Source organism: Kroppenstedtia sanguinis, from assembly GCF_050433445.1.
GTDB classification, from domain to species: domain Bacteria; phylum Bacillota; class Bacilli; order Thermoactinomycetales; family DSM-45169; genus Kroppenstedtia; species Kroppenstedtia sanguinis.
On the sequence record NZ_JBNPXF010000014.1, the window covers coordinates 1 to 18486 of the forward strand.

Annotated in this window: 16 protein-coding genes; all 16 read right to left on the reverse strand. The window is 52.6% G+C overall.

Annotation, left to right across the window (positions count from 1 at the left end; genetic code table 11):
* Window positions 1-240: 240 nt before the first annotated feature.
* The 16 genes from dut to JOD24_RS09780 all read right to left on the reverse strand — a co-directional run bounded on the left by dut (window position 241) and on the right by JOD24_RS09780 (window position 18390).
* Complete coding sequence (gene dut / locus JOD24_RS09705; RefSeq protein ID WP_380163249.1) at window positions 241-693, reverse strand: dUTP diphosphatase; 453 nt, start codon at window positions 691-693, stop codon at window positions 241-243.
* On the reverse strand, window positions 677-1936 hold the full coding sequence (locus JOD24_RS09710; protein WP_380163250.1) for a M16 family metallopeptidase: 1260 nt from the start codon (window positions 1934-1936) through the stop codon (window positions 677-679). The genes dut and JOD24_RS09710 overlap by 17 nt, the downstream gene beginning before the upstream one ends.
* 61 nt (window positions 1937-1997) lie before the next feature.
* Entirely contained in the window at window positions 1998-2981 is a 984-nt protein-coding gene (locus tag JOD24_RS09715; RefSeq protein ID WP_380163251.1) for a polysaccharide deacetylase family protein, read from the reverse strand.
* Window positions 2982-3107: 126 nt separating this feature from the next.
* Window positions 3108-5231, reverse strand: a complete 2124-nt coding sequence (gene pnp / locus JOD24_RS09720; RefSeq protein ID WP_380163339.1) for a polyribonucleotide nucleotidyltransferase — start codon at window positions 5229-5231, stop codon at window positions 3108-3110.
* Window positions 5232-5375: 144 nt separating this feature from the next.
* Complete coding sequence (gene rpsO / locus JOD24_RS09725; protein WP_009708763.1) at window positions 5376-5645, reverse strand: 30S ribosomal protein S15; 270 nt, start codon at window positions 5643-5645, stop codon at window positions 5376-5378.
* Window positions 5646-5799: 154 nt separating this feature from the next.
* Complete coding sequence (locus tag JOD24_RS09730) at window positions 5800-6750, reverse strand: bifunctional riboflavin kinase/FAD synthetase (protein ID WP_380163252.1); 951 nt, start codon at window positions 6748-6750, stop codon at window positions 5800-5802.
* A 5-nt stretch (window positions 6751-6755) separates the two neighbouring features.
* Window positions 6756-7661, reverse strand: a complete 906-nt coding sequence (gene truB / locus JOD24_RS09735) for a tRNA pseudouridine(55) synthase TruB (protein WP_429246825.1) — start codon at window positions 7659-7661, stop codon at window positions 6756-6758.
* Window positions 7658-8653, reverse strand: a complete 996-nt coding sequence (locus tag JOD24_RS09740) for a DHH family phosphoesterase (protein WP_380163254.1) — start codon at window positions 8651-8653, stop codon at window positions 7658-7660. The genes truB and JOD24_RS09740 overlap by 4 nt, the downstream gene beginning before the upstream one ends.
* Window positions 8634-8993 (reverse strand): 30S ribosome-binding factor RbfA, encoded by a 360-nt coding sequence (gene rbfA / locus JOD24_RS09745; protein ID WP_380163255.1) that lies wholly within the window; start codon window positions 8991-8993, stop codon window positions 8634-8636. Before rbfA ends, JOD24_RS09740 begins: the two co-directional genes overlap by 20 nt.
* 44 nt (window positions 8994-9037) lie before the next feature.
* Complete coding sequence (locus JOD24_RS09750; RefSeq protein ID WP_380163256.1) at window positions 9038-9319, reverse strand: DUF503 domain-containing protein; 282 nt, start codon at window positions 9317-9319, stop codon at window positions 9038-9040.
* A 4-nt stretch (window positions 9320-9323) separates the two neighbouring features.
* Window positions 9324-11486 (reverse strand): translation initiation factor IF-2, encoded by a 2163-nt coding sequence (gene infB, locus JOD24_RS09755; protein WP_429246826.1) that lies wholly within the window; start codon window positions 11484-11486, stop codon window positions 9324-9326.
* Between the two features lie 18 nt (window positions 11487-11504).
* Window positions 11505-11801 carry a YlxQ family RNA-binding protein gene (locus tag JOD24_RS09760; RefSeq protein ID WP_380163258.1) on the reverse strand — a complete coding sequence of 99 codons (297 nt, stop codon included), beginning with the start codon at window positions 11799-11801 and terminating at the stop codon, window positions 11505-11507.
* The gene (rnpM, locus tag JOD24_RS09765) at window positions 11794-12072 is read right to left on the reverse strand and encodes an RNase P modulator RnpM (RefSeq protein ID WP_429246863.1); all 279 of its coding nucleotides are present in this window, start codon (window positions 12070-12072) and stop codon (window positions 11794-11796) included. The genes JOD24_RS09760 and rnpM overlap by 8 nt, the downstream gene beginning before the upstream one ends.
* A 30-nt stretch (window positions 12073-12102) precedes the next feature.
* A complete protein-coding gene (nusA, locus tag JOD24_RS09770; RefSeq protein WP_380163260.1) occupies window positions 12103-13230 on the reverse strand; it encodes a transcription termination factor NusA in 1128 nt (375 codons plus the stop codon).
* Between the two features lie 23 nt (window positions 13231-13253).
* Entirely contained in the window at window positions 13254-13682 is a 429-nt protein-coding gene (gene rimP / locus JOD24_RS09775) for a ribosome maturation factor RimP (RefSeq protein WP_380163340.1), read from the reverse strand.
* 424 nt (window positions 13683-14106) lie between these two features.
* On the reverse strand, window positions 14107-18390 hold the full coding sequence (locus JOD24_RS09780) for a PolC-type DNA polymerase III (protein WP_429246864.1): 4284 nt from the start codon (window positions 18388-18390) through the stop codon (window positions 14107-14109).
* Window positions 18391-18486: the final 96 nt, after the last annotated feature.

Consider the following 18486-nt stretch of genomic DNA (forward strand, 5'->3'; position numbering starts at 1 on the left):
CGGCCAGTTTTCACTTCCTTGCCGGATGGCAACGGTCGCGTGGGTGAACACGATCTCCCCACCCAAAATATGGCTAATCAACACGCCTGAAAAAAATCCTCTTTTCAGGAGAGGATTTTATTGCGATAGACCGGGGTCAGATCAGTTTGGGTTCCAACGCCTGTATTCCGGCGAGCCGACGCAAACCCATCTGTGGGGAACAGACGGCTCAAAGTGTCCGCCCCATTTCTTTCCCTCACTCTACTTGCCCGTGTGACCAAATCCACCAGAGCCACGGTCGGTGGAACTCAGCTGTTCCACCGCCCTCCATCGGACCTTGGGAACCTGTTGGAACACCAGCTGAGCGATCCGCTCTCCGCGACGAACCACAAAGGGCTCCCGGCCTAGATTATGAAGTATGGCGGAGATCTCCCCCCGATAATCCGCATCAATAGTTCCTGGAGAATTTAACAGCGTAATCCCGTGTTTGAGAGCTAAACCACTGCGAGGACGGACCTGTGCTTCCAGGCCAGCCGGCATCTCCAAAGCGATACCTGTAGGCACCAGCCTCCACTCCCCCGGTTCCAGTTGCAGTTCATCTTGGACCGCCGCCAACAGATCAAAGCCACTCGCCTCTTCCGACATCCGCTCGGGTAGAGGCAAATCTTCATTTCCAGGCAGTTTTTTGATTCCTACATCAAAGTACAAGAGCATCCCTCCTGAAAGCCGAAGGAAGCTCACCCGTAGGTGAAATGATGGAGAGAGCCATCGGATGAGAAAAAATCGTCTGTGCCGCTTCCCAAAGATCTTGACGGGTCAACCCCTCCACAGCTGCCACTACTTCATCTAAAGATTTGTGAGAACCCAAGAGAAGTTCGTTTTTTCCGAGGCGACTCATCCGGCTATTGGTGCTCTCCAGACTCATCATCAGACTACCCTTCAACTGTTCTTTTCCTTTTCGCAGTTCCTCTTCAGAAACCCCATTCTCCCGCAACTCTTTCATAATGCGAAGCAGAATTTCCATCACTTCGTTTTCCTGATCTGGCGCCGTACCGGCATAAATCGTGAATAAACCTGTATCACGGTAGGCACTGAGATAAGAAAAAACCGAATAGGCCAATCCTCGTTCTTCTCTTATTTCCTGAAACAGGCGGGAGCTCATGTTTCCACCGAGTAAGTTGTTCAACAAATTATACGAATAAATTCGGGGATCGGCAACTGAAACGCTGGGAAGTCCGATACATAAATGGGATTGCTCTGTTTCTTTACGATGGAGGGAAGTTCCCGCAGTAAAACAAGGATCCTCACTCCTTGCATCCACTTTCCCCTCCCCTTGGAAATCACCAAAGCGTTCTGCAATCCATTCCAGATAGTTTGCCGGCAAATTTCCTGCCAGTGCGATCACCAACTGATCGGGACGATAATGCTTCTCCTTGTATTCCAACAAAAGAGAACGATTGAAACTCCGAACATTTTCCACAGTTCCGAGAACTGCATAGCCGAGGGGACTCTTTTCCATGGCAGCCATAGAGAGATAATCGTGAACTATGTCGTCCGGTGTGTCTTCCACCATCCGAATCTCTTCCTCTATGACGTTTTGCTCTTTTTCAATCTCCTCCGGCTCGAAGAGCGACTCAAAAAACATATCCGCCAATACATCGATGGCGATCTCCAGGTGTTCATCTAGTACTTTTGCGTAGTAACAGGTCATCTCCTTGGAAGTGAAGGCGTTCACCTGTCCGCCGATTTCATCGAAGGTTTCCGCTAGCTGACGGGCGGTCCGTTTCTCGGTTCCTTTGAAAAGCATATGCTCCAAAAAATGAGAAATCCCGTTGTTCTCCTCTGTCTCCCAACGGGATCCGGCCCCGATCCACAGGCCAAAAGCTACAGACCGGACATGGGGAATCGATTCCGCCACGACCCGGACCCCATTGGGAAGATGGTGTCTCTGAATCACTTTTTATGCATTCCTCCCCCTTATTACAAACTTCCACCTGTAAAAAACCATCCCCACTATATCAGAAGGAAGGGACGGGCTCAACAAGCTCCACGCGTTTAGGAGATAATACTTCTTTGACGGTTCCTAACCGCAGTCCTTTTTCTTGGATACTGTGGATGATTTGAGGAAGCGCTTGAACTGTGCGTTCGGTGGGGTGCATCAATACCAGCGATCCCTTGTGGATCCCTTTACGGATCCGCTGAATCATCCACTCTGGAGAGGAAGTTTTTCTCCAATCCACCGTATCCACAGTCCATAACACCGTCTTCATCCCCATTCGCTGAGCTTCTTCCAACACCACCTGGTTGAAATCCCCCGCCGGAGGTGCAAAGAAGTGGGATTCTGCCCCTAACTTACGGATCAGAGACTCTGTCTTTTCCATCTCCGACCGGATTCGCTCCCGAGTTACCCGACTCATCAAGGGATGGCTGTAACCGTGATTTCCTAGCTCATGACCTTTGGTCAATAATTTTTTCGCCTTCTCGGGATGTTGCTTCAGCCAAGAACCATCTAGAAAAAAGGTGGCGGCAACCCCCTCTTTCTCTAAGATATCCAACATCCGCGGCAGATGTTCCGTCCCCCAAGCTACATTGATCATCAAGGCGGCCATCGGTTTCTTTTCATTTCCTCGATATATGGGTCCCACAGGCAATTGATCCAGAGAAACCCGGGCCGGTATCTCGCGAAAAACCCAGGTGAGCGATTTTTCTTTTCCACCTTTGATCGCCGATCGATAGGTAGCTTCCTTGTCCACTTCGAGGCCATTGTATCCGGGGATCGCCTTCCAAATACGGTCAATCCGTGCATCCACCGGGGGATCCCGACGGGCTTGGGAGCCCTTTTCAATCACTTCCCGTAGCTTCTCATCCTCCCTCTGAAGCACAGGCTCCGCTGAGCCCTTTTTTACAGACGTGACATAGGCCGTCACCGATGGGGACCAAACCCCCAACCAGATCAAGGGCACCGTTAGCAACACCCAACGTTTCCGCAATCTTTGTTTCATACTATAAAGCACCTCGTCACCCTATTGGATGCTACTAACTTATGCACCCCCATCCCTTCCTATACAAAGGGGTTTTCCCAATAAAAAAAGAGACAGATCGCTCTGACTCTTTTTGTACGGAGGACATCAGGAGCCTTGTGTCAGGACCGCTTTCCTGGACAAGTTAATCCGTCCTTGGTTATCGATCTCAGTCACTTTCACCTGGATCTGATCCCCCAGGTTTACCACGTCGCTCACCTTGTTCACGCGCTCTTTATCCAGTTGGGAAATATGTACCAAACCTTCTTTTCCCGGAAGGATCTCGACAAAAGCTCCGTATTTCTCCACTCGTTTGACTGTTCCGTTGTAGATCTCCCCAACCGTCACTTCCCGGACTAAGTCTTCAATGATACTTTTCGCTTTCTCGTTTTGCACAGGGTCCGCTGAGGCGATAAAGATCCTGCCATCCTGCTCAATATCGATTTTGACTCCAGTTTCATCGATAATCTTGTTGATCACCCGTCCGCTGGGCCCGATCACTTCCCGGATCTTGTCCGGATGAATCTTCAGGGTCAAGATTTTTGGAGCATGGGGAGACAGTTCCTGACGGGGTTCACCCAGAGTGGCCGTCATATTATCAAGGAGTACATGTCGGGCACGATGGGCTTGTTGCAACGCCTGGGAAAGAACTTCCCTGTCAATCTCTTCGATCTTGATATCCATCTGCAGCGCGGTCACACCTTTTCGGGTCCCCGCCACTTTGAAATCCATATCTCCCAGATGGTCTTCCATCCCCTGAATATCCGTCAAGACCGTCACTTGCTCTCCTTCCTTGACCAGCCCCATCGCAATCCCGGCCACGGGATCTTTGATCGGCACACCTGCATCCATCAAAGCCAGGGTGGAAGCACAGATACTGGCTTGGGAAGTGGAGCCATTAGATTCCAGTACCTCGGAGACCAGTCGGATCGTATAGGGAAATTCCTCTTCCGAAGGGATCACCGGTTCCAATGCCCGTTCACCCAAGGCCCCGTGTCCAATTTCACGTCGTCCCGGTCCTCTCATAGGGCGGGATTCACCGACAGAATAAGGGGGAAAGTTATAGTGATGCATAAATCGTTTCGATTCTTCCAGATCGAGACCATCCAGGATCTGAACATCCCCCAAAGCTCCCAGGGTGCAGACACTAAGGACTTGGGTTTGACCCCGCCGAAAATGGCCTGACCCGTGGGTGCGGGGAAGAATTCCCACTTCACTGGTGAGAGGTCGGATCTCTTCCGGAGAACGACCGTCAGGACGTTTCTTTTCTTCCAGGATCATTCGGCGAACCTCTTCTTTAAGTACCATGTCCAGAACCTCTTCGATCGCCTTCGTCTGTTCCGCTTCCGGCTCTTCCCCTGCCAGTTGTTGCAAAACAGACTCTCTCACTTGGTTGATCGCATCCTGCCGCTGTTGCTTTTCTTCCACCTGAGCGGCCTTTGCCATCGGGGCTGTGGACAGTTCACGAATCTGGCGTTCCAATTCGGAATCCACCTGGTGGAGATCCGGTACCATCTTTTCTTTCCCCACTTGCTGCACGATCTGCTCCTGAAATGCGATCATCTCTTTGATCGCTTCATGACCAAACAGGATCCCTTCCAGCATCACCTCTTCCGGAACCTCTTCAGCCCCTGCCTCCACCATGTTGATTCCATGCTTGGTGCCGGCGACCACCAGATGAAGATCGCTTTTTTCCGTCTGTTCCACTGAGGGGTTCAGCACCCATTTACCATCAATCCGTCCGACGATCACACCGGCGATGGGACCGGCGAAGGGAATATCAGAGATGGACAGAGCGGTGGATGCACCGATCATGGCTGCCATCTCCGTGGAACAATCCTGGTCAACGGACATCACCGTCGTGACCACTTGCACATCATTCCGATACCCTTCCGGAAACAGTGGGCGGATCGGACGATCGATCAACCGGCTGGCCAGGATCGCCTTTTCCGAGGGTCGCCCTTCCCGCTTAATAAAACCACCGGGGATTTTACCTACTGCATAAAGCCTTTCCTCATAGTTCACTGTTAATGGAAAAAAACCGAGGTCCTTGGGTTCATCGGATGCAGTGGCTGTCGCCATCACCGCTGTATCTCCGTAACGGACCAACACTGCCCCGTTGGATTGGTTGGCGTATTTGCCGACTTCCATCGTCAGCCGCCTCCCGGCAAACTCCGTCTCAAATAGGGTCGATTCACTCAATGCCGCATTTCCTCCTCTCAACGCGCACATGTTTACTTTCTTCATCCATGCATTATTTCCCTCCACCCGGTTTTTTAAAGCAGGTGAAGGGGCTCCGATCCAATCGGAGGGTTTATTGGATTTAAAAGCAGTCCTTCCTATTGAAAAAGCGGGGAAATCCCCGCTCTTCCAAAGTTACCGGCGCAAGCCCAGTTTTTGAATCAACGTCCGGTACCGCGCGACGTCATTTTTCTTCAGGTAATTGAGCAGGTTGCGTCGCTGCCCGACCATCTTCAACAGACCACGGCGGGAGTGATGATCTTTCTTATGCTCACGCAGATGTTCGTTCAACTCGTTGATCCGATGTGTCAGGATCGCTACCTGAACTTCCGGGGATCCGGTATCGCTCTCGTGAGTCTTGTATTCGTCGATAATTTCCCGTTTCCGTTCCAGGGATAGGGTCATCCCTTTCACCTCCTTTGTTTGAAAAGCACCCATAGCCCAGGCCATCGCCGAGGCAATCGATGATCCGCGCCAGGGTTCTGCATGGGAGGGAACAACCCGGCCCAATACCAAAATATTATAGCATAGAACCATGTTTGAGTAAATGCGCTCTGGCTTAGTAGAGATTCTGCCGCTTCAGCCATCCCCGAGAATTCTCCTCATCGGACTTCAACTGCTCGGTCAGCGCTGTCACCGAGGCAAAGGGTTGTTCACCCCGAATCCGATGAAGGAACTCCACTTCCAAGCGGTCCCCGTACAAGTTCTCATCCAGATCAAACAGGTGGACTTCCAGAGTTTTCACAGGATCCGGATCCCGAAAAGTGGGGCGGTAGCCAATATTCATCATTCCGAAAAGATCTTTGGAGACTCCTTCCCTGTGGACACGAACCACATACACACCTGTGGCGGGAATGATAAAGGGATCCTGCAACTGGATGTTGGCTGTCGGGAAACCGATGGTCCGCCCTCTTCGATTCCCTTGAACCACTTCTCCCCGGAGGGAATAAGGACGCCCCAAAATCTTCAGGGCTGCTTCGACATCCCCGCTGTCTAGAGTTTGCCGCAGACGAGTACTGCTGACAAAATCCCCATCACTGGCGATGGGATGTACAATCTCCACCTGAAACCGGCCGTCACTCAGACGGTTCAGGTCCTCTGCTTTTCCCTCAGCTCCCCGGCCGAAGGTGAAATTGAAACCTACAGTCACCCCGCGTACCCGCAAGGGTATCAGCACTTCCTCAACGAATTCTTCCTGAGTTTTGGAGGCCAGCTCTCGGTCAAACTTCATCACATATACCCGTTGCACCCCCAGTTCCGCAAACCGGAGCAACTTCTCCGATAAGGGGGTGAGGTAGCGGGACACCGAGGCCTTCCCCAACACTTCCCGAGGGTGAGGATGAAAGGTCATAACTGCAGGGGATGTCCCAAGTTCCTCAGCCATTTGGCGGGCCTGACCGATCACGCTCTGGTGGCCGAGATGGACTCCGTCAAAATATCCGATCGCCAGGGAAACCGGAGGCACTTCACTTTGAATCTTCAATGGATAGGTTAAATGGATCGTTTCCATAGATTTCACCTGACCCGAAACACTTTTTCCGGCTTGGCCGTTCCTTCATCCTTCATCCGGTACAAGGCACAAAATTGACCTTCTTCGCTAGATACGCGAAAAAGCGTACCTGTTGCGAGCGCCTCCCTTTGTTCGGGATGAAGGAGCCTGCCGTTCATCACAGAAGTATATAAGCTTTGGGGAACGATGAGCTCGGGCAGATGTCTTAACGCCTCCCCGATTCCTGTCAGAACGCTTCCCCACTCCCCCGAGTTGGCTACCTGCTCCAATCTGTCGAGGTCGAAAGCTTCCTCCAGCATAAAGGGACCGCTTTCCGTGCGGATCAGCCGGGACATGTGGGCCGGATACCCGAGCTCCTTGCCCACATCCACACACAGACTTCGCACATAGGTGCCTTTGGAACATCTGACATCAAAGTGGATTCGGGGTTGCTCCCCCTCCTCCATGCCAGTTCGTTCCAGTGAGTAGATGGTGACCCTTCGGGAACGGCGCTGAACTTGCTGTCCCTGCCGAGCCCATTCATACAACCGCTTCCCTTCCACCTTCACAGCGGAATACATCGGCGGGATTTGTTCGATCTCTCCCGTGAACTTTCGAAACACCGCATCGATCCGTTCCGGCTCCAGCGGACCCACCGGTTGCTCTTCCAGCACCTCGCCCGTCTGATCTTCCGTATCGGTAGCCACTCCCAGTGTGAGAGTCCCTCGGTATCGTTTGGGAAGAGACTGGATGTACTCGGCAATTCGAGTCGCCTGACCGAGACAGATGGGCAGCACTCCTTCCACAGCGGGGTCGAGGGTGCCGGTATGTCCCACCTTTTTTTGTCCCGACAAACGTCGGAGCCGGTTGACCACATCATGGGAGGTCAGCCCTGCCGGCTTATTGACTGGGATCACACCGTGCAACATCATCCCTTCCTCCCATCCAGCGCCACATTCACCTGCTCTAACAAAGTCTTCTCCGCCTCATCCAGAGTTCCCTCCAGCGAGCACCCTGCCGCACGGGCATGGCCGCCTCCACCCATGGATTGAGCCAGTTTTCCTACATCGACGATTTCCCTGGAGCGGAGGCTGATCTTGATTCCTTGCCCGTCTGTTTCCCGGAACAGAATCCCTACATCCACTCCCGTCACATTGCGAGCATAATTGACGATCCCATCCAAATCTTCCTCCCTGGCCTCACTGGAACGAAAGTCCTCCCGGGTTAGTTTGATCCAAGCCACTAACCCGTCATCGGAAAAAGTCAGGGAGTCCAAGGCCCGCTGAAGCAAAGCCAACTGCCCCCGTGTCATCGTCTCAAACACCCGGTCCGCGATCGCTCCGGGCTCCACCCCGTGGCGTAACAAGCCCGAGGCGAGTTCCATCACTTCCGGTGTGGTATTGGTATATCGAAAACCACCGGTATCGGTTAACAATCCCGTGTAGAGACAGGTGGCCAGTTCAACACTCCACTCCACCTGCAAATGACGGGCCCAACGGCAGAGAATCTCTGCCGTCGCCGCCGCCTCAGGAATCACTAGGTTGATGGTCCCGAACCGGTCGTTAGTAGGGTGGTGGTCAATATTTAACACCTCCGCCTCTGCCAACAAGTGACCGGCGGCGCCCATCCGTTCCCGGTCTGCCACATCCACGGCGATCCCCCGTCGATAGGGACCTTCTGACTCAGCTTCCTCCGGAGAGAGGATCTTTTCCGCTCCCGGCAGAAACCGAAATTTCTCTGGGAGGGGAGACTCGTTCACCATCATGACCTGCTTGCCCAACCGCTTCAGGATCCATCCAACAGCCAAAGTGGAGCCGATGGCATCCCCGTCAGGATGTAGGTGGGAAACCACCAGATAAGGTCCCTGTTCTGAGACAAAGGCTAACGCCTGCTCCCAATCCTCTTCAATCCGAGTTGCGCTCATTTCGGCTCACTTCTTCCAACAGTTTGGAAATGTGCTGGCCATGTTCGATCGACTCATCAAACTTGAAAATCAGCTCGGGAGTGTGGCGAAGCTGTACTCTTCGCCCGATCTCCGTCCGCAGGAAACCTTTGGCTTTTTCCAGCCCCTCCAAGGTTTCTTTTTTCTTCTCTTCATCCCCCAGCACGCTGATAAACACTTTTGCCTGTTGCAAATCTCCGCTCATCTCTACGGCGGTCACCGTCACAAAACCGACCCGGGGATCCTTCATCTCATGTTGCAATACATGGCTCAACTCTTTTTTCACTTGTTCGCCGACCCGACTCGCACGGATGCGTGCCATTGTCGATACCTCCTGTCCGCCCCGTTAGGTGGGGCGGGCGAATTTTACAGAAAGGAGATGTCAACATCCACGATCTCCAAGTCGTCAATCGTCTCCAGGATCCGAACAGCCTGCTTCAACTCACTGTCCACGATCCCCCGGTCGCTTCCAACACCGACAACAGCTACATTCGCCCACTGCCGGTCATTCTGAAAGCCCACTTCCGCCACGGACAGATTGAGACGGTGGCGAATACGAGATAATCCACTCTTCACCGCCCGTCGTTTGTCCTTGAGGGAAGTGGAATACAAAATACGGCAGCGACAGTCCAGCAGACCGACAACCATGGAATTACCGCTTCACCTCTTCGAGGATGAAGATTTCGAGGACGTCGTTCTCCTTGATATCATTGTAGTTTTTGAGAGTGACTCCACATTCATATCCCTGGGCCACCTCTTTGGCATCGTCCTTAAACCGTTTCAGTGTGTCGATATCCCCTTCATGGATCACTACCCCGTCACGAATCAGCTGGGCTTTTCCGTCACGGACCATTTTTCCTTCTGTCACATAGCAGCCGGCAATCGTTCCCACTTTGGAAACTTTGAAAATCTGGCGAACCTCAGCACGGCCCACCATCTTATCCCGGAACTCGGGATCGAGCATCCCTTTCATAGCGGACTCCAGCTCTTCAATCGCATCATAGATCACCCGGTACAGCCGAATCTCCACTTTTTCCTGCTCTGCCGTCACTCGGGCCTGGGGTTCAGGACGCACATTGAAACCGACGATCAAAGCGTTGGAGGCAGAAGCGAGACTGACGTCCGACTCTGTGATGGCTCCGGCTCCGGAGTGAACAATGTTGATTCGTACCCCTTCCACATCGATTTTTTCAAAGGAGCTGCGCAGGGCCTCAGCGGAACCTTGCACATCCGCCTTGATAATGACGTTCAGATCCTTTACATCGCCTTCTTGGATCTGCTTGTAAAGATCATCCAGGGTCACCCGACTAGAGAAGCCTAGCTCTTCCTGCCGTCTTTTTTCCGAGCGTCGATCAGCAATATCCCGTGCTTTTTTCTCTTCTTCAAAGGCCATGAAGGGATCTCCTGCCTCTGGCACATCGGACAGGCCCAGAATAGCGACAGGCATGGAGGGTTCAGCCGTCTTCACCCGCTTGCCTAGATCGTTGATCATAGCCCGCACCCGACCGAAGCTATTCCCGACTACAACGGCATCCCCCACGTGGAGAGTTCCGTTTTGGACCAAGAGGGTGGCCACGGCTCCGCGCCCTTTATCCAGTTCCGCCTCGATGACGACTCCCCGGGCCCGTTTGTTGGGATTGGCTTTTTTCTCTTGAACTTCCGCCACCAACAAGATCATTTCCAATAACTCGTCGATCCCCTCACCTTTGACTGCAGACACCGGGACAAAAATGTTCTCCCCGCCCCACTCTTCAGGTACGAGACCGTGTTCTGTCAACTGTTGTTTCACCCGGTCCGGGTTGGCTTCCGGTTTATCCATCTTATTGACGGCCACAATGATGGGCACATCGGCGGCCTTGGCGTGGTTGATCGCTTCTACTGTCTGCGGCTTCACCCCGTCGTCAGCAGCCACCACTAGGATGGTAATATCCGTCACCTCAGCGCCCCGAGCCCGCATCGTGGTGAAAGCGGCGTGACCAGGGGTATCCAGGAAGGTGATCTTCTTCCCCTTGTCTTCTACCTGGTACGCTCCGATATGCTGGGTAATCCCACCTGCTTCACCAGCAGTCACTTTGGTGTGACGAATCGTATCCAATAAGGTCGTCTTCCCGTGGTCGACGTGACCCATGATGGTAACCACAGGAGCCCGTTCCTGCAGATTTTCTAGGTCATCTTCTTCCACCAAGTCCTCAAAGGCCGACTCATCGATCACTTCTTTGTAATTCACTTTCGCCCCGAATTCCTGGGCGACCAGAGTGATCGTATCCACATCGATCTCCTGATTGATGGTGGCCATGACCCCCATCCCCATCAGCTTCTTGATCAATTCCGATGCTTCCCGTCGCAACAGTCGGGCCAACTCGCCCACTGTCATCGGGCCCGTCACTTCAATCTCAGAAGGAAGGACCGGGGCTTGCTTCTGATGTTGCGAATTTCTGCGGTCCCGTCGGTTACCTCTCCGGTTATTCCGGCCCCGCCCTTTGTTGTTGCCTCCGCGATTTTGATTGGGATTTCTGCCACTCCGATTCCGGTTGGCTTTATTTCCCCCACCCTGACCGGACCTCCCGGAACGGTTGGGATTGGATTGCGTTGTCTTGTTCTTCGGTTTATCCTCTGCTCTAGTCTGTTTCGTTTCCGATTTCGCCGCCCCCTGTTTTACATCTTTGAAGAATTGTTCCACTTTCTTCACCATCTCGTCATCCATCACACTCATGTGATTGTTGACCTCAACATCCAGTCTCTTCAGGATGGTAAGAATCTCTTTACTGCTCATATTCATTTGCTTTGCATATTCATATACGCGAACTTTCGCCAAACTGCTCACCTCCGTCGGTTACTCGCACCGCTTCCGGATCGCTTTGGCAAAGCCCGGATCGGTCACGGCGACAACGACCCGCTCCGCTTTTCCCAATGCCCGGCCCAACTCCATCCGGGAGCCCGCAGTGATCAGCGGCACCCCGTAATGTTTGCTCTTATCCGAGATTTTCTTGCGGGCATTGGGAGCGGCATCATCGGAGATCAGGACAAGAAAAGCAACCCCCGAACGAATCGCAGAGAGTACTCTCTCTTCGCCGGAAACCACCTTCCCGGCTCGCATGGCCAAACCCAACAACTGATGTAGCTTACTCATGGAGTTTCCCCGTTGTAATGTACTCCCGTAGATGTTCATACACTTCTTCGCCGACTTTGGTCTTCAAAGCGCGATCCAGAGCCTTTTTCTTTTTCGCCAAATCCACATACTCTTCCTTGGCACAAACATAGGCACCCCGTCCCGATTTTTTACCGGTAGGGTCGATCCGGATCTCATTGTCCGGTGTACGCACCACACGGACCAGCTCTTTTTTCGGAAACATTTCCTGGGAAGCGACGCATTTCCTCATGGGAACCTTCCGTTGTTTCACCATTCACCACCTCCTCACGGGGATGGTCTGTTATCTTTCTCCCTCATCCGCCCCGGTCAGATCCGGATCCGGCGGATGTTCCGTTACCACCGGCTCTTCAATAACTTCCTCATCTTCTTTCTCCGGCTCAAAATCCGATTCACTCTTGATATCAATCTTCCAACCGGTCAGTTTGGCGGCCAAGCGAGCATTCTGCCCCTCTTTGCCGATGGCGAGGGACAATTGATGGTCTGGGACGACCACTTGTGCCACTTTTTCCGCTTCCCGGATATCCACTCGCACGACCTTGGATGGACTGAGGGCATTGGAGACGAATTCCACCGGATCCTCGGACCAACGAACGATATCGATCTTCTCCCCTCGCAGCTCGTTGACCACGGTTTGCACGCGCATCCCCTTATGACCGACACAAGAACCTACCGGATCCACTTGCTCATCCCGAGACACGACGGCGATCTTGGAGCGTTGGCCTGCTTCGCGGGACACAGACCGGATCTCCACGATTCCCTCATAGATTTCCGGCACTTCCAGTTCAAACAGTCGCTTCAACAAACCCGGATGGGTCCTGGAGACAAAGACCTGAGGACCCTTGGTCGATTTTTCAACCCGGGTGATATACGCCTTGACCCGGTCGTTATGCTTAAATCGCTCTCCCGGCATCGTTTCCGCAAAGGGAAGAAGCGCCTCCACCCGTCCCAGATCGATAAAATAATGTCGACTGTCCGACCGTTGCACCATCCCGGTCACGATATCCGCTTCCCGATCCACAAACTCTTCATAAATAATACTACGCTCTGCTTCCCGGATGCGCTGAGTAACCACCTGTTTGGCCGTTTGGGCGGCGATCCGGCCGAAATCTGCCGGCGTCACCTCCATCTCCACAATATCGTCCAACTCATAGGTGGGATTAATCTCAGTGGCTGCCTCCAACGAGATTTCAAGACGGGGATCCGTCACCTCTTCCACCACTGTTTTGCGAGCAAAGACACGAACTTGGCCGCTATCCCGATCAATGTCTACTCGCACGTTTTGGGCGGAATGAAAATTTCGCTTGTAACCGGAAATAAGGGCTGCTTCCATCGCATCGATCAACACCTCTTTGCTGATGCCCTTTTCCTTTTCCAGTTGGTTGAGGGCGTCGATGAATTCGGCATTCATCGTTTTTATTTTCCTCCCTTCATTTAAACCACGAGGACCAGACGCGCCTTAGCCACCTTCTCCATCGGAATTTCCGCCGTATCTTCCTCGGTTTCAACCGTTAGACTTTCCGGAGAATAGCGGGTCAGAACCCCTTCAAATTTTTTTCGTCCGTCAATAGGTTCAAAGGTATTGAGAAAGATTCGCTTGCCCACCGCCGCTTCAAAATGGGTGGGTTTCTTCAACGGGCGCTCTGCCCCCGGAGACGATACTTCCAGATAATACTGCCCGGTAAGGGGATCTTCTCGGTCCAACGCCTCCCCGAGTCGTTCACTCACCCGGCTGCAATCATCCAGATCTACTTTTCCATCTGGACGGTCAATATAGACACGGAGTATCCAGTTTTTACCTTCCTTTGTGTATTCCGTATCGTAGAGCTCCAATCCTTCTTCTGCAAGAATGGGTTGGGCCATCTCTTCCACTACTTCGGTCACCTTACGGCTCACCTAATCTTCACCCTCCTTCAGTTCGGTCCTTCACCTCGTGGAGGATTTCCATCACAAAGGGAAAGAGTGGGTGACCACCCACTCTTTTCGGCCGAACACATATCTACCTACAGTATAGCCAAAAAGATCACAAACCACAACGCGAAAAAGCAGATCCAGCACGTGAACAAAGCCATTTTCGTCCGCCGCAGGTTCAAGAGGATTCCATCATAGTTTCCAAAGACAGAAAAACCCCTCTTTAAAACGCGGCCACCAGATCCTTCCGATTGGCTCGATCATACAGCAAGGCGACATAGAAGTCAAACCCCGGAAGGCCCGATGGAGCTTCACCTGGCGCCAAAGTTCCGACGAGCCAAAACGCTCCATGCGTGGCGACTTTTTCACGATGCTTTTAAAAAAGCGTCAACTGGTTGCTTTCCGGTAGCTTCTCCAAGCATCCCAACCGTTTCAGGGCATCGATCACCGCACTGCTGAGACGAGCCCGTTTGGTCAAATCTTCGATAGAAAGAAATTCCCCATTCTCCCGAGCCTCGGCAATGTTCCGGGCCGCATTGGTCCCTACGCCGGAAACGGAAGAGAATGGCGGAATCAAGCCATCTCCATCCACCAAAAACCGGGTCGCATCAGAGCGATATAAATCCACACGTCGAAAAGAGAGTCCCCGGGCCAGCATTTCCCGTACAGACTCCAGGATCGGCAATAGCCCTTTCTCTTTCGGGCTGGCAGTCACCCCTTTCTCTTCGATCTCCCGGATCGTCTTCTTGACACCATCCATTCCTTTCAAAGCAATCTCCACATCGAAGTCATCTGCACGCACCGAGAAGAAGGTGGCATAGTATTCAATAGGATGATGCACCTTAAACCAAGCGATCCGCACCGCCATCATCACATAAGCCACGGCATGGGCTTTAGGAAACATATACTTGATCTTACGGCAGGAATCGATATACCACTGCGGTACATCATGATTGCGCATCTGATCCGCCTCTTCATCGGTCAGCCCCTTCCCTTTCCGCACTTTTTCCATCAATTTAAAGGCGAGGGAGGGGTCCATCCCTTTATAGATCAGATAGATCATAATGTCATCCCGGGTCGAAATCACTTCGGAAAGAACCGCCGTCTTCGATCGGACCAGTTCTTGGGCATTGTTGAGCCAAACATCTGTACCGTGGGAAAGGCCGGAGATCCGAACCAACTCCCCAAAGGTAGTCGGTTTGGTATCCTCCAGCATCTGCCGAACAAACCGAGTTCCAAATTCGGGAATGCCGAGGGTTCCGGTAACCGTCCCAATCTCCTCCGCTGTCACCCCGAGAGATTTCGTGCTCTTAAAGAGTTCCATCACTTCCGGATCATCCACAGGGATCGACTTGGGGTCCACTCCCGTCAGATCCTGCAGCATACGAATCACCGTAGGATCATCGTGGCCCAGGATATCCAGCTTCAGCAAATTATCGCTGATCGCATGATAATCGAAGTGGGTCGTGGTCGTCTCCGACTTGACATCATCGGCAGGCCGTTGAATCGGAGTGAAATCATACACTTCCCGGTTCTGCGGAATCACGACCAGACCTCCAGGGTGTTGACCTGTCGTCCGCTTTACCCCGGTACACCCTTCCACCATCCGATCGATTTCTGCATTCCGCCATTGATATCCTTTTTCTTCTTGAAACTTTTTCGCGTAACCGAAAGCCGTTTTTTGAGCCACAGTCGAGATGGTTCCCGCCCGGTAGACGTAATCCTTCCCAAAGAGTTCCTCTGTGTATTTGTGAGCCCGGGGTTGATACTCCCCGGAAAAGTTCAGATCGATATCTGGCACTTTGTCCCCCTTGAATCCCAGGAAGGTCTCAAAAGGAATGTTGTGGCCGTCCTTCTTCATCCGGGTACCACACTTCGGACAATCTTTATCCGACATGTCAAACCCGGAAGCGACCGACCCGTCGGTGATGAACTCGCTGTTTTTACACTCTGGACAGACATAGTGAGGAGGTAGTGGGTTCACTTCGGTGATATGACTCATAGTCGCTACAAAGGAGGAGCCCACCGATCCCCGGGAACCCACCAAATATCCGTCGGCGAGGGATTTGGTCACCAGCTTGTGGGAGATGAGATAGATCACACCAAATCCGTGTTTGATAATACTTCCTAGCTCTTTTTCCAATCGTTCTTCCACAATCTCCGGCAGGGGGGTTCCATAAATATTCGCTGCCGTCTCATAACAAATGCGGCGAAGCTCGTCATCGGAACCCTCAATGATCGGTGTGTGCAACCCATCGGGAAAAGGCTTCAGCTCTTCGATCTCATCCGCAATTTTTCGGGGATTGCCTACGACTACTTCCCTGGCTTTGTCTTCCCCTAGGTATGAAAACTCCTCCAACATCTCGTCTGTCGTCCGAAAATGAGCGGGGGAAAGGGGCCCTTTATTCCGAAATCCACCGGTTTGATTGAAAGCCAGGATATCGCGGTAGATCGCTTCCCATTTGTTCAGGTAGTGAGTGTTGGAAGTGGCTACCACCGGCTTGTTCAACTTCTCCCCGATATCCAACAACAATTGGTTCGCCTGTCTGAGATGCTCTTCACTGGCCACAATCTCTTTTTCGAGGAGATGCCGATTGACATCTACCGGCTGGATCTCCAAGTAATCATAGAAACGAGCCATCTCCTCCACTACTTCAGGCGACTTTTGCAAAGCCGCTTCAAAAAGTTCTCCCTTCTCACATCCTGAGCCGAAGATCAATCCCTCCCGGTGTTTCTCCAACTGGCTCCGTGGAATGCGAGGCGTTCGGTAAAAATGCTTCAGATGCGACAGAGAGACCAACTTGTAGAGATTCTTGAGCCCGACATGATTTTTCACCAGTATAATGATGTGAAAAGGACGCAGACGATTCAAATCCCGTTCCCCGGTAAACTCATTCAACTGATCGAGACGTACAATTTTGCGCTCGGCACAATCTTGGATCATTCGCCACAGAAGAAAACCCGTCGCTTCTGCATCGTAAATGGCTCGGTGATGCTGGGTCAGCTCAATGTCAAACTGTTTACACAGGGTATTCAGCCGGTGATTCTTCAACCGGGGATACAGGAACCGGCCCAACTCCAAAGTGTCTATCACCGGTAGGTCTACAGAGGGGCAACCGGTCTTTTTACAAGCCGCCTGGAGAAATCCCATATCAAAACGGGCATTGTGAGCGACTAACACCGTTCCCTCGATAAACTCCAGGTACCGGGGCAATACCTCAGAGAGTTCGGGTGCATCCACCACCATCTCATCGGTGATCCCTGTCAGCTCAGTGATGGTAGCTGTCAGCTTTTGATGGGGATTGACAAAGGATTCAAAGCGATCGATAATCTCCCCGTCCTTCACCTTGACCGCCGCCAGCTCGATGATCTCATCGTGAACTGCGGACAAACCGGTGGTTTCCACATCAAACACCACATAGGTATCCTCTTTCAATGTGCGGGGAGCCTCATTCATCACAATCGGCACCCCGTCATCCACCACATTGGCCTCCAGTCCGAAGATCACCTTGATACCATGCTTCTGTCCCGCAGCATAAGCATCGGGATACCCTTGTAACACCCCGTGATCCGTAATCGCCACAGCAGGATGTCCCCACTGCGCCGCCTGCTTCACCAGCACCGCCGGTTCGTAGACACCATCCATGGCACTCATCGCCGTATGAAGGTGGAGTTCCACCCGTTTCTCCTCTGCCGTGTCCTCTCTTCGGTAGGGAGGAACCTCCTTCAGATCATTGGCCATCACCACTAGGTCCCGGGCAAAGGTGTCGAACTGGACAGAACCGCGAATTGCCACCCACATCCCATCCTTTACCCGGTTTACGATAGCGGCATCCTCTTTATCACGGGCAAAAACCTTGACTGCGATGGAATCCGTATAATCTGTCACATGGAAGGTTAGCAACGTTCGCCCGCTTCGCAACTCCCTCACCTCGGACTTGAAGACAGACCCTCGGATGCAAACCCGCCGTTCTTCATCGGTGATTTCCTTGATCAGAATCGGCTCATCATGAAAATCATATCCGATAGCCACCGGCCCCTTCTCATCCGGACTCTCCTCTGGCGGCATCGATTCTTCCAAATGGATCATCGCTTCCTCCACCAGCTGACGTTCCGCCTCTTCCCGTTCCTCCAAAAATTTTTCTCTAGCCACATCCGACTCCCGAAAGGTGAGCGCCACATGAATCCGGGTACCGGAAATCTCATGAAAGAAAGAGGCAACCACTTGATCCAGTTGTTTGCTCACTGCCATCTGATGCATCATCGGATTCGCAAAAACGAGGATCAACCGCTCCCCTTCCAACTGCCATTCCGCCTGGGCCAACCACCCCGCCGCAGAGGGAGAAAGTTGCTCCGACACCCGCTTGCGAATCCACTGCCAATACATCTCCATTAGCTGAGAAAGGTTCGCCTGGCCGTACCGGATCGAAAACCGAATCTCTGCCATGGAACGGAACGTCTCTCGGATCCGGTCCTGAACGGCAAACAGAATCTGTGGGGGAACCGGGCGTCCCAATACCAGATAAAAAGTCCAGCTTCGGTTCCGCCGACTCACTTTGACTTTCTCTATGTAAGCACCCTCAAAATATTTTACGCTCTCCTCTGGAATCCTCGCCCGTCGGAACACATCCTCCAGCCGATCCCTCATCACAGCCGTCATCGTCAATCCCCGCCACCTCCGATTCCTGCTCTCCCGAATCTATCGACTGTCTTAAAAAGTGTACCAGAAACCCTTTATCACGACCACCTATTCGCA